Origin of the sequence: Geothrix campi (genome assembly GCF_024609265.1) — a bacterium.
Classification (GTDB): Bacteria; Acidobacteriota; Holophagae; order Holophagales; family Holophagaceae; genus Geothrix; species Geothrix campi.
Map to the genome: position 1 here is coordinate 72,358 of NZ_JANHMP010000001.1, position 19,212 is coordinate 91,569.

General features: G+C 67.6%; 14 protein-coding genes and 1 tRNA gene. 2 read left to right on the forward strand and 13 right to left on the reverse strand.

The window, feature by feature from the left end; translation table 11 throughout:
• Positions 1-93: 93 nt before the first annotated feature.
• The 7 genes from NOV65_RS00370 to NOV65_RS00400 all read right to left on the reverse strand — a co-directional run bounded on the left by NOV65_RS00370 (position 94) and on the right by NOV65_RS00400 (position 5,854).
• Positions 94-179, reverse strand: a tRNA-Leu gene (locus NOV65_RS00370).
• Positions 180-282: 103 nt separating this feature from the next.
• Positions 283-741 carry a type II secretion system protein gene (locus NOV65_RS00375; protein WP_257303226.1) on the reverse strand — a complete coding sequence of 153 codons (459 nt, stop codon included), beginning with the start codon at positions 739-741 and terminating at the stop codon, positions 283-285.
• Positions 738-3,053 (reverse strand): secretin N-terminal domain-containing protein, encoded by a 2,316-nt coding sequence (locus NOV65_RS00380; protein ID WP_257303228.1) that lies wholly within the window; start codon positions 3,051-3,053, stop codon positions 738-740. Before NOV65_RS00380 ends, NOV65_RS00375 begins: the two co-directional genes overlap by 4 nt.
• Before the next feature lie 17 nt (positions 3,054-3,070).
• Positions 3,071-3,718: a hypothetical protein gene (locus NOV65_RS00385; protein WP_257303229.1), complete on the reverse strand. Its 648-nt coding sequence runs from the start codon at positions 3,716-3,718 to the stop codon at positions 3,071-3,073.
• A complete protein-coding gene (locus tag NOV65_RS00390; RefSeq protein WP_257303231.1) occupies positions 3,715-4,293 on the reverse strand; it encodes a hypothetical protein in 579 nt (192 codons plus the stop codon). Before NOV65_RS00390 ends, NOV65_RS00385 begins: the two co-directional genes overlap by 4 nt.
• Positions 4,290-5,123: a hypothetical protein gene (locus NOV65_RS00395; RefSeq protein ID WP_257303233.1), complete on the reverse strand. Its 834-nt coding sequence runs from the start codon at positions 5,121-5,123 to the stop codon at positions 4,290-4,292. The genes NOV65_RS00390 and NOV65_RS00395 overlap by 4 nt, the downstream gene beginning before the upstream one ends.
• Entirely contained in the window at positions 5,123-5,854 is a 732-nt protein-coding gene (locus NOV65_RS00400; RefSeq protein WP_257303234.1) for a hypothetical protein, read from the reverse strand. The genes NOV65_RS00395 and NOV65_RS00400 overlap by 1 nt, the downstream gene beginning before the upstream one ends.
• A gap of 233 nt (positions 5,855-6,087) precedes the next feature.
• Between NOV65_RS00400 and NOV65_RS00405 the strand changes: the two genes are divergently transcribed.
• Positions 6,088-9,597, forward strand: coding sequence for an AAA family ATPase (locus tag NOV65_RS00405; RefSeq protein ID WP_257303237.1), 3,510 nt, complete (start codon positions 6,088-6,090; stop codon positions 9,595-9,597).
• Positions 9,598-9,921: 324 nt separating this feature from the next.
• On the opposite strand, the gene NOV65_RS00410 is transcribed toward NOV65_RS00405, so the two are convergent.
• Genes NOV65_RS00410 through NOV65_RS00435 form a run of 6 tightly spaced genes read right to left on the reverse strand, consistent with a single transcriptional unit; the run spans position 9,922 to position 17,246 of the window.
• Entirely contained in the window at positions 9,922-11,463 is a 1,542-nt protein-coding gene (locus tag NOV65_RS00410; protein WP_257303239.1) for a tetratricopeptide repeat protein, read from the reverse strand.
• Between the two features lie 28 nt (positions 11,464-11,491).
• Positions 11,492-12,418 carry a 2-hydroxyacid dehydrogenase gene (locus NOV65_RS00415; protein WP_257303242.1) on the reverse strand — a complete coding sequence of 309 codons (927 nt, stop codon included), beginning with the start codon at positions 12,416-12,418 and terminating at the stop codon, positions 11,492-11,494.
• Positions 12,415-13,002 (reverse strand): Holliday junction branch migration protein RuvA, encoded by a 588-nt coding sequence (ruvA, locus tag NOV65_RS00420; RefSeq protein WP_257303244.1) that lies wholly within the window; start codon positions 13,000-13,002, stop codon positions 12,415-12,417. The genes NOV65_RS00415 and ruvA overlap by 4 nt, the downstream gene beginning before the upstream one ends.
• A gap of 39 nt (positions 13,003-13,041) precedes the next feature.
• Positions 13,042-14,175, reverse strand: coding sequence for an acetoin utilization protein AcuC (locus NOV65_RS00425; protein WP_257303245.1), 1,134 nt, complete (start codon positions 14,173-14,175; stop codon positions 13,042-13,044).
• Complete coding sequence (locus NOV65_RS00430) at positions 14,163-14,789, reverse strand: CBS and ACT domain-containing protein (RefSeq protein ID WP_257303246.1); 627 nt, start codon at positions 14,787-14,789, stop codon at positions 14,163-14,165. The genes NOV65_RS00425 and NOV65_RS00430 overlap by 13 nt, the downstream gene beginning before the upstream one ends.
• A gap of 18 nt (positions 14,790-14,807) precedes the next feature.
• Positions 14,808-17,246: a bifunctional acetate--CoA ligase family protein/GNAT family N-acetyltransferase gene (locus tag NOV65_RS00435; protein WP_257303247.1), complete on the reverse strand. Its 2,439-nt coding sequence runs from the start codon at positions 17,244-17,246 to the stop codon at positions 14,808-14,810.
• A gap of 166 nt (positions 17,247-17,412) precedes the next feature.
• Here NOV65_RS00435 and NOV65_RS00440 point away from each other — a divergent pair, with 166 nt between their 5' ends.
• Positions 17,413-19,089, forward strand: a complete 1,677-nt coding sequence (locus NOV65_RS00440; RefSeq protein WP_257303248.1) for an AMP-binding protein — start codon at positions 17,413-17,415, stop codon at positions 19,087-19,089.
• The last annotated feature ends 123 nt before the right edge of the window (positions 19,090-19,212 follow it).

The following is a 19,212-nucleotide window of genomic DNA, read 5'->3' on the forward strand; positions in this document are numbered from 1 at the left end:
CGTCGCATTCGCGCCGCCTGCGGACCGCAACGCGCCCTTCGGTCGCGTTCGGCCCTATTCTCCACACGCCCCTTCGGGACGTGCGTCGAATGGTGGTGCGGATAGAGGGACTCGAACCCCCACGTCTTGTGAACACTAGTACCTGAAACTAGCGCGTCTACCAATTCCGCCATATCCGCTTGAAAGAGCAGGCCAGTCCCCGAAGGTTCCGGATGTGCCGAACTCCAAGCCTAGCGTGGACCACGCTTCGAGGCAACACCGTTTCTCGGCGCGGGCCGTGGGTTACCACTCCCGGTAGGGGATGCCGTTCATGCCGGTGCCCTGGGAAAGGCTGTAGACGTCGTAGACATGACCGCCGCCCCAGCTGGTGCTGTTGGCATCATCGCTGGAGTTCCGGAGGCCCCATTCCGCCTTGCCCGTGAAGGGATCCACGGGGATGCGGCGGAGGAACCGCACCTTCTTGCTGATGGAGCCGGCGGCGGGGACGCCCTCCACCAGCACTTCCAGGCTTTCGGGATAGCCGTTCGCCTCCGCGGGCGGGGCCTTGATCTTCTGCTGGTCCGCCTGTTTCTTGTAGTCGTCGATGGCCAGCCGCATCTCCCGGAGGTCGCGGCGCAGCTCCAGCTCCTGCTGGCGTTTGAGGCCATTGCGGGCCAGGGGCACCGTGACGGAGGCGAGGATCATCAGAACCGTGGCCGTGACCACGAGCTCCAGCAGGGTGAAGCCGCCCTGGCGGCTCACTGCACCGTCACGAGGGCGTTGGACCAGCGCCCGGAGATGGGGTTGGTACCCGCCAGGAACTGCCCGCTCTGGATGAGTACGGGGGCGTTGCCGGGGGTGAGGCCCACCAGGTCGAGGGTGGCCAGGAGGCCACTATCCACTTCGGCGCTGTTGCGCTTGAAGACGAGCTTAAGCACGCCTTCCTTGCCCGGGAACTGTTCCAGGCTGCCGCCTTCGGTGGTGATGAAATCACCGGGCGCCACGGTGCCCAGCTTGAGGCCGGCGGGCAGACGGAGCTCCACGGTGCCCGAGCTGAGACCTCGGCCCCCGCTGACGGTAAGACCGATCTGGACCCGTTCGCCGACCTTGACCTCCGAGGCCACCGGGGTCATGAAGATCACCAGGTCTGATGCCGTGGCGGGAGGCTGATCACCGGCGGGCCCTTCAGATTTCTTCTCCTGAATGGCGTCCGAGGGTACGGGACCGATGGGCGCGGGAGTCGCTGGAGCGGTGGCAGGCGGGGTCGCGGGTGCGGACTGGGCCGGGCCGGGTTTCTGCCCAGGGGCCGCGGGGCCATTGGTGGGGACGGATCCGGGCGTGGGGGTCTTCGATGCCTTGGGTACGAACTGGCCAGACTGGGAAGCCGCATCGTCGGGGTTGAAGGCGGCAAGGTCCAGTTCCGTGAGCACTGGCTTCCGCACCAGGACCGCGCGGATGGTGAGGATGACGTCCGTCTTGGCCTTGCTGTTGCGGGTGTTCCCGGTCAGCCGCCCGATGAGGGGAATGTCGGCCAGGCCCCAGATGCCCTGCAGGCTCTTCTGCTCCTCGTCCTTCAAGAGGCCGCCGAAGATGGCCGTCTCGCCATCGCGCAGGCGAGCGGAGGTGATGATCTCCCGCTTCCCGAGGTCCGGGCGACCCGGCGTGGAGCCGGATTTCAAGGTCGTGACGAGGCTGTTGATCTTGAGGGTGATCTCACCGTTGTGGTGGACGCGGGGTTCCACCTTGATCTTCACACCCACGTCCTCGTAGGAGAACGAGGTCTGGCCCACGCCGCCCAGGAGCGAGGAGGCGGAGGCGGTGCCGGTCGTGCCCGTGGTGGGCAGGGACAACTGGCTCTGGGTGGTGGAGATCTTTTCGCCGATGTTCACCTCGCCGGTTTCGCCGGAGAGCACGCGGACATTGGGGCTGGCCACCAGGCGGGCGTCGCCGTTGCCCTTGAGGAAGTCCAGGGCGAGGTTGGGGAACAGCACGCGGATGTCGGCGGTATGGATCTTGGTGAAGCCCGAATTCGTGTTCAGGCCTGACGTGTTGTTCACCGTGGTGGCCCCCATCCGGAAGGTGCCCGAGGTGTCGGAGGCGTTGATCACCGGCAGCAGGCCCACCTGTTCCAGGCTGTTCTCCGTGACTTCCATCAGCTCCATGTAGACCATCACCTCGGCCTTGGCCTTGTCGAGGCTGCGGATCACCTGGTCGACGACGGCCAGCTCCAGGGGCTTGGCCTTCACGATGATGGCGTTGATGCGCTTGTCCGTGAACACCCGCAGCTGGGGGTTGAGGGTGGTGAGGGTGGAGCGCAGTTCCGTGGGGTCGGCGTTGGACAGGTAGTAGGTCTTGAGGAGCTGGTTCTCGTACAGATCGCGGTTCTGTGGCGTGGCCTTGAACACCATGATGGTGTTCTTGTCGATCACCTTGTAGAACAGGTCGTTCTGCAGCATGAGCGTGTCCAGCACCCGCTGGAAGGGCAGGCCCCGCAAGTCGATGGAGATGGTCTGATCCTGGAAGGACGAATGGGCGATGATGTTCACGCCGGAGGCGCGGCTGAGGGTGGCGAAGATCTCGCGCAGGCTGGTGCGCCGGCTGAAGTTCAGGTCCATGCCCTCGAGGGACCGCGGGTTCAACTGCACGGCGTTCACGGTATCGGCCTTGGCCTTCATCGCCTCGATGTCGTCGGCGGCGTCCGCTTCCGCCCTGTCCTGGGCGACCTTCTGTTCCAGCCGGAGCAGCCAATCCTGGGCGATCTGGTTGTCGGGATCCAGCACCAGGGCCTTCCGGACCTCAGTTAACACCGTATCGCTCATGCCGCGCTGTTCCGCCTGCCGGGCGAGGGCGAGGTGACCTTCCGCGGCGCGCTGGGAGGCCCGCTTGATGCCGATGCGGGCCTTGGTGTTCGAGGGGTCCCGACGCAGCACCTCGCGGTAGGAGGCCACGGCGTCGTCGTAGCGGCCTTCGTCATAGGCCTGGTTGGCCTTGTGGAGGCTGCAGCCGACGGCGAGGAGCAGGACCGCGGCCACGGCGAGGATCTTCCGGAAGGGGGCGAAGGAGGAAAGCGGCATCGGAGGCATCCTTCGGATCAGAATTGATTGACGGGCGCGCCGCCGGAGGCTTCGCGGGCCTCCAGGACCAACCGCAGGTCGGGGTACTTGGTGTTCTGGAATTCGGCGCGAGTCTCGAGGATGGAGACGAGCTTCCAGCGTTCCCTGAGGACGGTTCCCTGGATCAGGGTCACGGGCTCCTCACCCTTCATGAAGGCACCCACCAGGCCCGAAGGGTTCCCCTTGAAGAAGCCCAGGTAGCGGAGATCCTGGGGCCTCCCCGCGAACTCGGCGGCCTTCTCCTGGGCCAGGCGCTGGCGTTCCACCTCCTCTGGAGTGGGGGGTGGTGGGGGCGGCGGCGGCTTGACGGGCTTGGGGGGAGGCGGTGGCGCCTCGAAGAGGAAGAGGTCACGCTGCACCTTGGCCCCAGGGGGGAGCTCGCCGGCACGGTCCAGGGCCGCCAGATCGGGCAGCTTGCGCAATCCCAGCAGCTGGCGTGGATCCAGAGTGGAGCCGGTCCCTGCGGAGGCGGGCCGCTTCGTCCGGGGGGTGTCCGGGGCCAGGATGGTGTAGAGCGCATAGGCCAGGACCAGGGCGAAGGCCACGAGTGCCGCCTGGGTCCGGCGGTTGCCACGGAGTTCCTGGAGCATCGACTGGAAGTCGAAGGCGCGGGCTGGCGTGCTCATGCCTCCTCCTCACGTTCCGGCCCACCGGCCTTGCGGAAGGCCCGAAGCACGATATCGAGCCGCGCGCCTTCAGGGCTCTCCTCCAGGCGGCCATCCCGCACGGCGAAGGGCAGCCCAGAGCCTTCGAGCTCGAGCATGAAGGCCTTGTGGTTGGCGTAGACCCCGACCGCCACGAATTCCACATCCACGGCTTCCAGGTCGGAACCGCGCGTGCCCTCCCGACTGGGGAGGCCGTACTTCACCGTCAGGAGTCGGAGCCCGTGCTTTTTGGCGAGCTCGTGCAGCGTCTTGCTGAGGCTCCACTGGAGTTCCCCGGCGGATCCTCTGGGCAACCGGGCCTCCAGGCTTTCGAGCGTATCCCGGCCCCGGCGGATGCGGTCGGCCAACTGCTGGAGTTCCTGCAGCTGCTGCACCTGCTGGTTCCGGTTGAGCTCGGCCTCACGCTTGGCCTTCAGTTTCTGGGCCAGCTGCTGGGAGGCGTCGGGGAGCAGGAAGAACGCCACGCCGAGGCCCAGGACCAGGCCCAGGGCGCCCAGCGCCAGTCGAAGGCGGCTTGCGCGGAGGGGGCTGCTCATCGGGGGGGCCTCTTGGTATAGCGGGAACCTCTGGGTGGCCGCGCTTCCTCATCCTCGGCGGGAATTGGCTGAGCCTGGCCTGCCCCCTTGCCCCCTGGCACCAAGGGCGCTGCGGGAGCGGTCGGCGGTGGTGCGAGGCGGGCGGCCCCGGGAGCTGGGACATGAACAGCGGGCGCGGGTCGGGGGGCGGCGGGAACGGGTTTGGCCACAGGAGGTTCAGCGGTGGCGGAGCCGGTCTTCACCGGATGAAAGACGAAAGGGGGAGGTACCGCGGCGGCGGGCAGGCTCAGTTCGAAATCCCAGCCACCACCCTGGCGCTCTGCTTCGCGCTCCAGGATGACTTCGGTGAACACCGGGGCCGTACGGAGGGAGTCCACGAACGCGGCCTCCGCCACGCGGGTCTGGGCCTCACCTTTGATCTTCATCACAACCTGCTGCGCGTTGCCGCGGGTCCGCTGGAGCCCTTTCAGGCGCATCCCGGGGGCCATGCACTGCTCAAGTTCGGCGGTCACGCGGGACCAGGGCAGGCTCCGTTCCTGGAGGATGCGTTCAGCCAGCTTCCACCGGGCCTGCTCGCGGGTGGCGTCCATGCCCTGGAGGGAGGCCTGGATCTGCGCTTCCGAGCGGGCGGCCCGCCGGGTCTCCTCGGTCAGGCTCACGGCGTCGCGTCCGGCCCGGCCAGCCTGGTGGTAGGCCCGCCAGGTGAGGCCCAGGGAGCCGAGGAGGAAGACCAGACCGAGGCCAAGGGCCGCCCAGCCGAGGACCCGGTGGTGCTGCCGCCAGAGGTTGGGGCGCGGGGCCAGGTTGAGGTGGAGGGTGGGAACGGCCATCAGGGCGTCTCCACGAGGGCGAACCGATCATCCAGGATGCGGGCCGGAATGCCGGCATCCGGCCAGGTCGGGGCGCCCCAGATCGCCAGACTCTGCGGGGTCCGGGACTCCCGCTGGAGGAAGGCCGCGCTGGGGGTGATGCGCTCCTCGTTCCAGCCCTGGGGATCCATGGGTTCGGACCACTGGCGGAGCAGGCAGAGGGTCCGGCCCCAGGCCACCAGGGTGCCGGCGTAGCGGCCCTGGCCGGCGGGGCTGAGGGAGAGGAGCATGCCCGGAAGGTTCAGCGATGGCGCCAGGAGGTTGTAGAGGTACAGCCAACGGGGCGTGAGCGCATGGAGGTTCCGGTCGAGCCGGAGACCCAACTGGAGCAGGGTTTCCCGGAGTTCCTCACGGATGCCGGAAGCCAGCCAGATTCCCGGCTCGATCTCCAGGGCCTGGACGAAGTGGGGTTCCTCCAGGGCCAGAGCCTGGGTGAAACGCCAGCGGAAGAAGGCCTCCTGCGCCTCGGCACCCTTGGGCAGTTCCGTGAGGTCCCTCATCAGGATGGAGGGGGTCCAGAGGTCGTCCAGCACCCAGCGCGTGGGCCCCTGGGGCAGGGCAGCCAGGGCCTGGGCCAGCTGATCGTCCGTGGCGGGGCCCGAGAGACCGCGTCGGTGAGTGCCTGCGTGGATCCGATGGGCTTCCAGCCATACCAGGGAGGCCGCCGGAGCCTGGAGAAACGGCAGCCTCATGACAGCCACTCTGTGGAATCAGCCGCCCGACCCGCATGGACCGCCCCCAGTCGGGCATCCGTCGCCGGGTCGCACAAAGGAGGACAGAGGGGATGCACTGGTGGCTCCTGACAGGACAGGGGAAGGAATCGAGTCTACCGGGCCTCTGCCGGATTCCCAAGGGACGGAGAGCACGTCTGGTATGGAATGATGGAGGCAGATGTTCCCATCCCTTTTCCTGGAGCGCTGATCGCGTGCGTCTGATCTCCCTCGAACTCCATGGCTTCAAGTCCTTCGCCGACGCCCAGAAGCTCAGTTTCCCAGGAGGCATGACCGCGGTCGTGGGGCCGAACGGCTGCGGCAAATCGAACATTTCCGACAGCCTCGCGTGGGTGCTGGGTGAACAGCGGGCCTCCATGCTGCGCGGCGCCGAGATGGCCGATGTGATCTTCGCCGGTACCGCCCAGCGCCGACCCACAGGGCTGGCCGAGGTGAAGCTGGTTCTCGACATGCCGGACCCCACCCTGCCCGGTTCCACCCGGGAGGTGACCATCTCCCGGCGCCTCTACCGCGACACGGGCAGCGAATACCGCATCAATGGCCGGGAGGCGAGGCTCAAGGACGTGCAGGATCTGCTGCTGGATACGGGCATGGGCACCCGCGCCTACAGTTTCATCCAGCAGGGGCAGATCGATCTGATCCTCAGCAGCAAGCCCAAGGACCGGCGCCTGCTGCTGGAGGAGGCCGCGGGCATCACCCGGTACAAGCTGCGTCGCACCGATGCGGAGAAGCGGCTGGAGGAGACCCGGGGCAACCTCCAGCGCCTGGACGACATCCTCTACGAATTGAACAAGCAGATGGATTCGCTCCGCCGGCAGGCCGCCCGCGCCCGCAAGGCCAAGGAACTGGACACAGAGATCAAGGCCACTCAGCGGGTGTTGCTCGCCGGGAAGGCGGTGGAGCTGGAGGCCGCCAAGCGGCGCATCCTCGACGATCTGGATGGCGTCGAACGGCGGGTTGCCGAGCTCACGGCGCAGGTGTCCGAGAAGGCCTCCGAGGTTGAAGCCCTGCGCCTGTCCGTGGACGAGCAGCAGCAGGCCCAGGCCAAGCGCGCGAGCGCCATGCTCGGCCTGGACCAGCGCCTCCAGCTGGCGGACCAGGAACGCAGCTTCCAGGAGGACCGAAGGATCGAGGCGCGGGATCAGCGCAGCCGGCTGGAGGAGCACATCCAGATGCTGGCGGCGCGGCTGGCCGAATCCGGCGATTCCTTCACGGCGCTGGAAGCCCAGCTGCTGGCGGCCGGCGAGCGCCTGACCCAGCAGGAGGCGGGGCTGGCCAAGACCGAGGAGGCCGTCGCGCTGGCCCAGGGTGCCCTCCGCCATGCGGAGGCGGACCTCCATGCCCTGCGGGACCGGAAGGCCGACTCCCAGAAGGAGGCCCTGGCCCGTCAGAAGCAGCGCATCGGGTTGCAGACCCAGGTCGCCCAGTTGGAGGGTCGCCTGGACACCCTCAACCACGAGGAATCCGTCCGCGCCCCGCGCCTGGAAAGCCTTGAAGCCGAGGCCGGCCAGGTGGAACGCGCGCTGGAGGGACTGCTGGCCCAGCTCGAGCAGGCCGAGGAGGCGGCGCTGGACCAGCGCCGCCGGGCCGAGCAGCTGGAAGAAGCCCAGCGGACCCTGGCCCAGGATCACCATCGGGCCGAGGCCGAACTGGATGCGGCGGAACGGCGCCTGCGGCAGATCTCCGATCTGCTGGCCAAGAGCTTCGGTGAGGCCGAACTTCAGAAGGGCCTCACCTGGTTGAAGGAACAGGGGATCCGCCCGCAGACCCTCGTGGATCTGCTCACGGTTGATGAAGCGCTGCGGCCGGACCTGGAGCGCCTGCTGGGCAGCTGGCTCCAGGTCCTGGCCGCCGATGAAGCTCTGGCTGGCCGGGCGGCAGAGGCACCCGGTCATCTGCTGCTGGCCCTGGAGGCGGGGGGAGCCCCTCCGACCGTCCCCGCCGGCTGCGAGGCTCTGCGCGAGCACCTCCGATGGGCCGGTCCGGAACGTCCACTCGGCGGTCTGCTGGACCGTGCTTTCCGCTGTTCCGACGCGGTGCTGCCGGGGTTGGCCTTGGCCCACCCGGACTTGGCCTTCGTCTCGCCGGCCTTTGTGCGCCTCCCTTTTGGTCCAGTGCAGCTGGGGGTGTCCGCGCCCGCGGCCTCGCCCTTGAAGCTGCGGGCGGAGCAGGAGGAGGCCAAGGCCACCCGGGAGGCCCTGCTGGACCAGATCGAGGATCTGGAGGCCCGGCGCGGCAAGGGCGGCGATGAGAGCCGGGCGGCCCGTGAGCGGTCCGTGGAGATCGATGAGGATCTCCGCGCCCTGCGACGCCGGGCGGACACCATGAAGGCCCAGCGGGCTTCGTTGCAGACCCAGCTGGCGGAGATCCGGGCTGCCAGCGAGCGGGCGGACGCCCTCTGGGAGCAGATCGAACTCGAGATCAAGGGATTCCAGGGTCAGCTCCGGGAGCTGGAAGCCCACCCGGAAGAGGCCAATGACACGGCCCTGGAGGAGGCCATCCAGCAGGCAGAGACTCTGGTCCGCGAAGCCCGGCATCGGCTGGACGAGCGTCGGGACCAGCGCATGGAGGCGGCACGCAGCCGGGATGCGGTCTGGGCGGAGCGGGATGGCCACGAACGCCACCTCCAGCTGGCCCAGCGCGGCCGCTTCGATCTGGAGGCGGAAAGGCAGCGGCTGGAAGTGGAGGCAGCGGAGCAGACCACCCGGATGGAGACCTGTGTCCGGCGTCTGGCGGAGCTGGAATCAGAATCCCAGGGGTTGCTGAAGGACCGCGAAGGGGTTCAGGCCCAGTCCCAGGAGGCCCAGCCGCGGCTGGAGCTGGAGCAGGAGACCCTGCGGGTACAGGAACGGGCGGCCCGCGAATTCCAGGAGGCCCTCGAAAACGCCCGGGCCCAGCACCAGGAAGTGCTCATTCACGGCGCCCAGGTGCAGGGCAGCCAGGAGGCCCTGGCCAAGGAGGTTGAACTGGCCCTGGGGCTCGATATCCCAGCCTTCCTCGCCGGCATCAGCGACGCTGAGCGCGAGGCCTGGTCGGAAGGCGAGCTGGTCCATCAGACCCACCTCAATGAGCTTCAGGGGCGGCGCATGGATCTGGGCGGGGTGAATCCCCTGGCCATCCAGGAGTTGGAGGAGGCGGAAACCCGCATGGCCTTCATGAATGAGCAGCGGGCGGACGTCACCGCCGCCATCGGGAATCTCGAATCCACCATCCAGGAGATCAACGCCACCAGCGAGGAGCGGTTCCGGGAGGCCTTCGACTTCGTGAACAACCGGTTCCAGGAGGTCTTCCGCGAGGCCTTCGGGGGCGGTCAGGCCCAGCTGAGCCTGGAGGATCCGAAGAACCTCCTCGAGTGCGGGATCGAGATCACGGCCCAGCCTCCAGGCAAGACCGCCAAGGCCCTCACCCTCCTGAGCGGCGGGGAGAAGGCCCTGACGGCCATCTCGCTCCTGTTCGCCATCTTCCACTTCAAGCCCAGCCCCTTCTGCGTGCTGGACGAGGTGGACGCCCCCCTCGACGAGGCCAACGTGGGGCGGTTCGCCGCCATGGTGCAGAAGATGAAGGCCGATACCCAGTTCATCGTCATCACCCATCAGAAGCCCACCATGGTGGCCGCGGACACCCTCTATGGCGTCACCATGGAAGAAGCGGGCTGCTCGCGCCTGGTGAGCGTCCAGCTCCGGGAGGCCGAGGCTCTCGTCTGAGAACCCGGTGTGACGGAATGGATGGCGTAAGGCCTTTTCGCCTCCCTCTTCATGGCCGGTAAGGGGACTCGGCCTGTCAATGCGAAAGAAAGCGTAAAATGTGGAAAACCCGGTTCCGAAGTTAATCGGCAGATGCCGTAATCGTATTCAATATAAAGATTGACATGGTTGGATTTTAATTGATGCGAATGTCGATTAAAAGGCCCGCGAAGTCCATCTCGCGACAGGATTTAGGTCCGCCGGAAAGGATCAATCCACAGGCTTTTCCACAGGGGTTGGGCCGCGGTTTGTAACTATCTGGTAACGCTGGGGTGACGGGAGGTGTCAGCCTTCCATCTCGGCCGCGAGGAACTCCGGTCGCAGCCACTCGCGGAGGGTTTCCTCCCCCACGCCGAGCTTGGTGAGATGCTCGGTGGCCATCTTCATGCTCTGGCCGGCATCCCGGCAGATGAGCAGCCGCTGCTTCCAAGCTTCCAGGGCACGGCTCTGCAGTTCAGGTTCGCCCTGGTCCATGCGCTTCTCTAGCACGAAGCCCAGGTTGTTGGCCGCCTTGCGGTGGCTGGGTTCGAGGGTCAAAGCCTTCTCATAGGCTTCCGTGGCCTCCTTGAGACGTCCCGCCACTTCCAGGGCTACGCCCCGGGCGTTCCACACGTCGGAATCATCGGGGGCCAGGGCCATGGCCTGATCCACCATGCCCATCTGATCCACGCAGCGGTTGGCGAAGCGGTACACCTCGGACAGGCCGAGGTAGGCGCTGTATTCGCTGGGATCGTTCTCCAGGGCCTGGAGGAAGGCCTGCTCCGCGGCGGGCCCCTGCCGGGTTTCGATGAGGGCATAGCCGAGCTGGACCTGGAGGTCCGCGGCGTCGGGTTCACGCATCAGGGCTTCGCGGTAGCATCGCAGGGCATCGTCCCAGCGGGATTCCTCGCGGGCCATGTCACCCAGTGCGGCCCAGGGGTTCGAAGCGTCGGGATCGGTCTCCGTGGCGAGGCTGAAGTAGGACACGGCGCCTTCGCGGTCGCCCATGTCGCGCTTCAGCTCGCCCAGCAGGGCCTGGGCCTCCGCCAGCACCTGGGCGGGGGGGGCGAGCAGCATCAGCGTATGGAGTTGGCCCTGGGCCAGTTCCAGATGTCCCTGCTCGCTGAAGATCTCGGCGAGGATGAAGTAGCTGGCGGGGTCGCACACATGCAGGCTACGGGCCCGCTGGATGCAACGCAGGCCCTCGGCGAGTTCGCCGCGCTTCAGCAGCATCTCGCCCAAAGCGTGCCAACCCCAGTAGTAGGAGCCATCCGTCTGGAGCGCCGCCACCAGTTGCGCCTCGGCCCCGGCCCAGTCGGCCAGCTGATCCATGGCGATGGCGAGCAGGCGCAGGGTGCGGGGATCCTTGGGCCGAAGGCTCAGGGATTTCAGCAGCCAGGCCTTGGCTTCGGCGGGGTGCCCGCGATGGAGGTGCACGAGGCCGGTGAGTTCAAGGGCCTTGGGGTCCTGCCCATCGAGGGTGAGGGCCTGCTGGAGGGCGATCTCCGCACCGTCGATGTCCTGCAGGAGAAGGCGCAGGTAACCCAGGTTGCGCAGGTAGCCGCCATGTTCGGGATGTTCGTCCCGGAGGGATTCGAGCTGGGCCAGCAGTTCCAGGCCCTCCTCCTCCTCGGTGTTATCGCTGAAGCAGAGCAGGCGCTCGAACCAGGCCTCCGCATGGGAGCGGTCCTCGACCAGCAGCTGGTCCAGAATTTCCTGGGCCTCCGCATGGCGGGCGCGTCCGTTGAACGCGCGCGCCAGCTTCAGACGATCTTCAAAGGAAGTCCCGGCGGCGGCCTTGAGCGCCGTCAGGTCGGGGTCGAGCAACTTGATCCAGGGGCGTACCATGGGGTGCCTCGTGAGGGAGTCCAGGGTATCACCCAAGCGCACCGGCCAGCCCGTCACAAAGCAGGCGCGACATGGCCTCGCGAGTCTCCACCGTAGCGGATCCCAGGTGGGGCAACAGCACTGCGCGAGGCGCCTTCAACCAGCGCGGATTGAGGCGCGGTTCACCTTCGTACACATCCAGGCCCACGCCGCCCAGATGGCCCGAGTCCAGCAGGTCGATGGCGGCGTCCTCGTCCATGATGCCGCCGCGGGCGGTGTTGATGATCACGGCGCCTTTGGGCAGCTGCTCCAGTGCGGCGCGGTTCAGCATGCCGCGAGTCTGCTCCGTAAGCGGGCAGTGGAGGGACAGGACCGCACTGCGGGAAAGCAGATCCACCAAGGGCAGGCGCGGCGCCCGGCCGGCACCGAAGTCCACGTCGCCGCCCCGACCTTCGCGGTCCCAGAAGAAGGGCGTCATGCCAAGGGCCTGGGCGCGGCGGGCGAAGGCCTGGCCGATGGGGCCGCTACCCAGGAGGCCGCAGGTCTTGCCTGCGAGGGCCGGTCCCAGCAACTGATCCGGCGCCCAGCCCTGCCATGCGCCGGAACGCACGAGCGCCTCGCCTTCCGCCACGCGGCGGGTCACGGCCATCAGCAGGGCGAGGGCGATATCGGCGGTGGCGTCCGTCAGCACACCGGGGGTGTTCACCACGGCGATGCCGCGCGCCTGGCAGGCCTTCACCGGCAGGTGGTTCACGCCGACCGAATAGGTGCCGATGGCCTTCAGCCTGGGCGCGGCCTCGAGGTCGGCCTCGGTGATGGGCTCGGAGAGCATCACCACCAGGGCCTCGGCCTTGGGCAGGGCGGCGTTCCACTCGGGCGAGCGGAAAGCCGCCAGACGCAGCTCCGGGAAGCGGGCGCCGAGCTCGGCCAGGGCGGGACCGACGAGTAGTGACGTGGAGAGGATTCGCGTGCTCATCGCTGCAGTGCCTTCAAAGCAAGGCGGATGGCCTCCGCCAGGGGCGGCTTCGAGGCGCGGAGATCCGCCACCACCGGCAGCACCACATCCTCCTTGAAGCCAAGATTCGTCATGGCCGAGCGCAGGCTCCCCTCCCAGGGATCGCCGGAAGGCACTCCGGAGAGGCCATCCAGGCCCGAGAGGCCGCCCAACTTCTCCGACAGCTCGAAACACATCTTCTCGGCGGTCTTCTTCCCCACGCCCGGGATGCGCGTGAGAACCTTCACATCCCGGCCCCGGATCGCGCGCACCAGATCCTCAAGACTCAGGGCGCCCAGGGCAGCCAGGGCCAGCTTGGGTCCCACGCCATCCACCTTGACCAGCAGCCGGTAGAGTTCCCGCTCCTGGGTGGAGGAGAAGCCGAGCAGCGCGATCTCGTTCTCGCGCACCAGCAGTTCCGTGTGCAGCACCACCTGGGAGCCCGCTTCCGGCAGTAGTCCGTAGGTGGAGAGGCTGATGGCTGCCGCGTAGCCCACGCCCCCGCATTCGACGAGTGCCAGGTTCGGCAGCTTCTGGATGAGTTCTCCGCGCAGGCGTCCAATCATGCTTCGAGGATACCGGAAGAACCGCCCGGCTCCTGGTGCCTAGAGCCAGTAACGGACCAGGGAATCCAGCAGGCGCGCGACCACGTCCTGGTTGCGGCGGTTCCGTTCTGCCCGGCCGGGAAGTTCGGGATAGGCCGGGATCGGGTCGTGCAGGGTCCGGCCGACCTCCGGGCCCAGGAGGTGTTGCCACCGATCCAGCCAGTCCTGCGGGAGGTCTTCTGGGACGGGGAGATCCATCAGGGTGAGGTAGAGGATCGTCCAGACGCGGGCCACCACCTGGGCCTCGTAGCCGCCGCCCAGCGTGACGAGCACCCGGCCCTGGGTGTGCGCCTCGGCCAGCTCGAGGATCCGGCGGTGGAGCGCCTGGAAGGTCTGGGTGGTCAGGGCCAGATCTCCGAGGGGATCGGCGAAGTGTGCGTCCGCGCCGGCCTGGACCACCAGGACGTGGGGCGAGAACTCGGCCAGGGCCCGGGGCACCACAGCCTCGAAGGCCTCCAGGTAGCTCTCCGCTTCGGTGAAAGGTTCCAGAGGGATGTTCACGCTCAGGCCCCGCGCCGAGCCGGTGCCCAGTTCCTGGATGTGGCCGGTGCCGGGGTAGAGATAGTGGCCCGTCTCGTGGAGGCTGATGGTCAGCACCCGGTCATTCCCGTAGAACAGGCTCTGGACGCCGTCGCCGTGATGGAGGTCGATATCCAGGTAGGCCACGCGCCAGCCGTGGTCCACGCAGGCCTGGATGGCCACGGCCAGATCGTTGTACATGCAGAAGCCGGCGGCCCGGTCCTTCTGGGCATGGTGGAGTCCTCCGCCCAGCTGGAGCACGCGAGTGTCGGTTCCCGCTATCAGCAGACGCGCCCCGTGGAGCGCGCCACCCACCAGCCAGCGGGCGGCGAGATCCATGCCGGGGAAAATGGGATTGTCGGGCGTGCCCAGGCCGAACTGCTCGGCCTCGGGTCGGGCCTCACCGCGATCCAGGGCCTCGACCATCGCGACGAAGGCCTCGTCGTGGACGGACAGGATCTCCTCCCGGGTCGCCGCTGGCGCAGCGACGGGCGAGGTCGGGTGCCCCAGGGAATGGATCAGGTCCAGGAGCATGCTCAGCCGCGCCGGCGTGAAGGGATGCTCCGGCCCGAAGTCGTACCCGGCGTACTCCGGGCGGTAGATCAGTGTTGCCATGGCTTCGCAATGGGCCAGAGAACCGTGAACCCAGCCGTCCGCAGGTCATCCGCCAAGGGGCGGATCTGGTTGGAGGCGACTCTCAGCACCGTGCGGACCGCCTCGGGGGAGGGATAGGTGAGGATGGAATGGATGTTGACGTGACGGTCGGCGAGGAAGGCCGTGAGGCGGGCCAGTTCGCCAGGCCGGTCCGTGAGGGCCACCTCAAGCCGGGAGGAGGGCTTGGTCACTCCGGTGAGGATCATCAGGGCATCCAGGAGGTCCATGCCGGTCAGGATGCCCACCAGCTCACCGCCGTCCACCACCGGTAGGCAGCCGATCTTGTGCTCGCGCATGATCCGCGCGGCGTCCTCCACGGGATCCAGCGGGTCGGCGGTCAGGGGCGGGCTGCTCATGGCGCCGGAGACGGGGTCCTCGGCGGTCCGGGGCGTGTGGCAGAAACTGCTGGTGGCGAAGCGGAGATCCCGGTCGGTGAGGATACCCACCAGGCGTCCCTGATCCACCACCGGGAGGTGGCGGAAACCCCGATCCTGGAGGAGCTGGAAGGCCTCGCCGATGGTGGCCTCGACGGAGATCACCGTCACTGGGCTGCGCATCATCTCCTTCACGAGCATGGCGGTCCTCCTTCGGATTCAGGGCTTGCGGAAGCCGACCTGGGTGAAGGTCAGGCGCAGGTCGGGCTGCAGGGGCAGGGGCGTGAGGGCGCCAGTTTCACCATGAATGGCGACCTGGGCTTCCAGAGTGCAGAGCCAGGGCAAGTCTTCCACCAGCTGGGTCAGACGGCCCAGGGTCTCACCGAGGCCGTTGGAGGGGGGCAGGTGCATCCGCTCGAGGACGTCGGCGATGTCCAGGTCCGTGAGCGGGGTGATGCGCAGGATGGAACCCACCCCCTGGCGGTGAAAGCGCCAGATGGGCCCGAAATCGGGATCCGCTGAAAGGTGGAGGGCCACCCGTGGGCCATGGCGATCCGCGGGCTCCGGCAGGTTCGTGACGGGAATGCCGTAGAAGCCCATGAGCTCCCGGGCCTGGGCCGTCGAAAAGACGGAGTGGGCCGAATCGGGCAGTTTCTCGACGTGCTGTTCCACCCGCCGCCGGGCCTCGCCGGGATTCAGGTCGGCATAGCCCGGGAATCGCCCTGGCGGCTGCCTCCGGAACCGGGCGTACTCAACCACTTTGGAAAGCGCCAGGGCTGCCGATTCCGGGAAGCGGTACGACGGGAAGGTGCGATGCATGCCGCCGCTTTCGCCTAGGGCAGGCGATCCCACGGGCACCGCTCCGCTGACGCCCATGAGGGAAAGCAGGGTCGGCTTGGCAATGCCCGTGGTCTGCTCGGCCCGCACCGCGGCCCGCCGGATGGCCCGGGCCACCAGGGCCGGATCGCAGTCCCCCAGGCAGGCGAAGGAGGCGATGAGGGCGTCCACTTCGGGATGCTCGAGGGCCTCCTGGCAAGCCCGCTCATAGTGTTCCGCCGTGGCCATGGCGTGCAGATCCATCACGCCGGGGCCGGAGATGCGCATGCCGTGGGATTCGCAAGCATCCGCACAGATCGTCGCGACCCCGCCGGAGTTGCTGACGATGGCCACGCGGTCCCCCCGTGGCAGGGGCTGATGGGAGAGCAGCAGCGCGATGTCGAAGAGGTCCTCCAGGGTATCGGCCCGGATCACCCCGGCCTGGTGGAAGAGGGCCTCCACCTCCGCGTCGTTCTGGGGGCTCGCGGCGATGTGGGCCTGGGCCACGCGCCGACCGGCGTGGCTCCGGGCGCTCTTCACGCAGAGGACCGGCTTGCGATGCGAGATGCGGCGGGCGAGCCGGGCGAAGCGCCGGGGGTTCCCGAAGGTCTCCAGGTAGAGCAGGGCCAGGTCCGTGTCCGGATCCTCCTCCCAGTACTGCAGCAGGTCGTTCCCCGAGACATCCGCCCGGTTGCCGGCGGAGACAAAGGTGGAAAAGCCCAGTCCCCTTTCGGCGGCGTATTGCAGGATCACCACACCCAGGGCCGCTGAATGGCTGAAGAAGCCGACCCGACCCCGGGGCGGCATCACCGTGGCAAGGCTGGCGTTCAGCTGGACGCCGACATGGGTGTTCAGGAGCCCCAGGCAGTTGGGCCCCACCAGCCGTGCGCCCCGGCTGCGGGCCAGCCGCACCAGGCGCTCCTGGCGCCGGGCGCCCTCCGGGCCCGTTTCGGCGAACCCGGCTGTGAGAATCAGGAGGCCGCGGGCGCCCTTGTCCAGGGCCCGCTTGGCCAGGGCCGGCACCTTGGTCGCGGGAACCGCCAGAACCACCAGATCCGGGGACTCCGGCAGGGACGCCAGGGAAGGGTAGGCGGGCACGCCTTCGATGGCCTTGGCCCTCGGATTGACCGGGTAGATCGCGCCCTGGAAGCCACCCTTGAGGATGTTGCGGAAGATGGTGCTCCCCATGGAGGCGGGGTCCCGGGAGGCGCCCACCACGGCCACGCTTCCCGGGCGCAGAAGCGGGACCAGGGAATTGGCCGTGGCCACCCGCTCGCGGATTTCCGCACGTTCCCGCTGGGCTTCGGGGGCGCTCAGGGGGAAGCGCACATGGATGATGCCGCCCTCCATGGCCCGCGTGGTCTCGAACCCGGAATCCTGGAAGACGTTGGCCATCTTCTTGTTCTCGTAGAGAAGTTCGGCCTCGAAGCCCACATAGCCGGCACCTGCGGCCAGACCCGCCAGACGCTCGAGGATCAGCGTTCCGATGCCGCGCCCCTGGTGGGCATCTCCGATCATGAAAGCCACCTCGGCGACGGCTCCGCCATCGCCTACGTAGTTGCCCAGGCCGAGCACCTGCTGCTCCGCCCCCTCGCCTTCGATGGCCAGGAGGCAAGCCCGCTCGTGGGGGCTTTCATCGCAGAGATCCTCGACGAACTTCCGAGAGACGCTGGACACGCCGCCCATGAAGCGCATGGCCATGCTCTCGCGAGAGAGGCCCTGGATGAAGGCCGCCACGCGCTCCACATCATCCGGAGTGGCGACCCGGAGGAGGACGCCCTGGCCATCCTTCAGCAGGACGAATTCCCGGTAACCTGCGCCGTCAGGGATGATGCTGAACACAGGAGGCCTCGCGGATCGGGTGCAACGCGACCACCCTACCATGTCCGCTCAGGGTGCTGTTTCTGCCGGACATTCTTTCTTCTCCTCCTTGTCGTTTTTCATTCTGGACGGTCGGTCTGGGCCGCTCTAGATTGATCTTCACCCCCCCAATGCCCAGGAGGACCAGATGAATGGTCGCGAAGCGTTTCTCCATGCCAGGGATTTCCTCGTCCAGCATCGGGAGGACTACTCCACCGCCTGCCGCGACTTCCGCTGGCCGGTCCTGGATAGGTTCAACTGGGCCCTCGACTACTTCGATGCCTACGCGGCGGGCAACGACCGCCCCGCGTTGTGGATCGTCGAGGAGGGCGGCTCTGAGACGAAGGTCTCCTTCCAGGAGCTCTCCCGGCGCAGCAACCAGGTGGCCAACGCGCTGCGGGCCATGGGCGTCAAGCGGGGCGATGGCGTGCTGATCATGCTGGACAACGTCCTCCCCCTCTGGGAGGTGATGCTGGCCTGCATCAAGCTGGGGGCGGTGCTCGTCCCTTCGACCCTGCTGCTCTCCCAGGCGGATCTCCAGGACCGCATCGAGCGCGGCGGAATCCGGCACCTGGTCGTGGATGCAGCCCAGACGGGCAAGTTCGACGAGTTGGATGGGGGCCTTACGCGCATCAGCGTGGGCGCGAAGGTGCCGGGCTGGCATGACGTCTCCGAGCTCTACGTCGGGGCCCCGTCCTTTGAGCCGGATGCGGTCACCCGCGCGACGGACCCCATGCTGCTGTACTTCACCTCCGGCACCACGGCCAAGCCCAAGCTGGTGGTCCACACCCACCAGTCCTATCCCGTGGGCCACCTCTCCACGCTCTACTGGGTGGGCCTGCGCGAAGGGGACATCCACTACAACATCAGCTCCCCCGGTTGGGCGAAGCATGCCTGGAGCAGCTTCTTTGCTCCCTGGAACGCCGGAGCCTGCATCTTCGTCTACCGGTCCGCCCGCTTCAGCGCGTCGGCCACCCTCAAGACCATCGTCGACAAGGGCGTGACCACTCTCTGCGCCCCACCGACCGTGTGGCGCCTCTTCATCCAGGAAAACCTCGCCGCCTACAAGGTGAAGCTCCGGGCCCTGGTGGGCGCGGGTGAACCCCTGAATCCAGAGGTCATCAGCCAGGTCGAGAAGGCCTGGGGCCTCACCATCCGCGACGGCTATGGCCAGACCGAGACCACGGCCATCGTGGGGAACTCCCCGGGCCAACCGGTCAAGGCCGGCTCCATGGGGCGCCCCCTGCCGGGCTTCGAAGTGGCGCTGCTGGATGGGGAAGGGAAGGAGGCGGAGGAGGGCGAGATCGCCCTCAAGCTGAATCCCCGGCCCACGAGTCTCATGGCCGGCTACAAGGATGATCCCGAGAAGATGCGGAAGGCCGAGGCCGAGGGCTACTACCGGACTGGCGATGTGGCCACCCGCGATGCGGATGGCTACCTGTGCTTCGTGGGCCGGGCCGACGATGTCTTCAAGAGCTCCGACTACCGGATCAGTCCGTTCGAATTGGAGTCCTTCCTCATCGAGCATGAATCCGTGGCGGAGGCCGCGGTGGTGCCGAGCCCGGACCCGCTGAAGCTGTCGGTGCCCAAGGCCTATGTCATCCTGCGGGCCGGTTACGAACCCAACCGCGAGACGGCCCTGGCGCTGTTCCGCTTCATCCGTGAGCGGATCTCGCCCTACAAGCGCATCCGGATCCTCGAATTCGGCGATCTCCCCAAGACCATCTCCGGCAAGATCCGGCGGGTGGAGCTCCGGAAGCGGGCGGCCGATCCGACGCCTTCTCCGCTGGAGTTCCGGGAGGAACAATTCCCTGAACTGAAGTAGCCATCGCCCTGGAAAGCCCGGCGCAACTTACCTGAGGACAGGTATTGGCCGGGCAGGGCATCCGGGCGAAGAATGAAGGAAAGCCCTCGACCCTTGGAATCCACCGCGCTTTCTCCTTCTGGA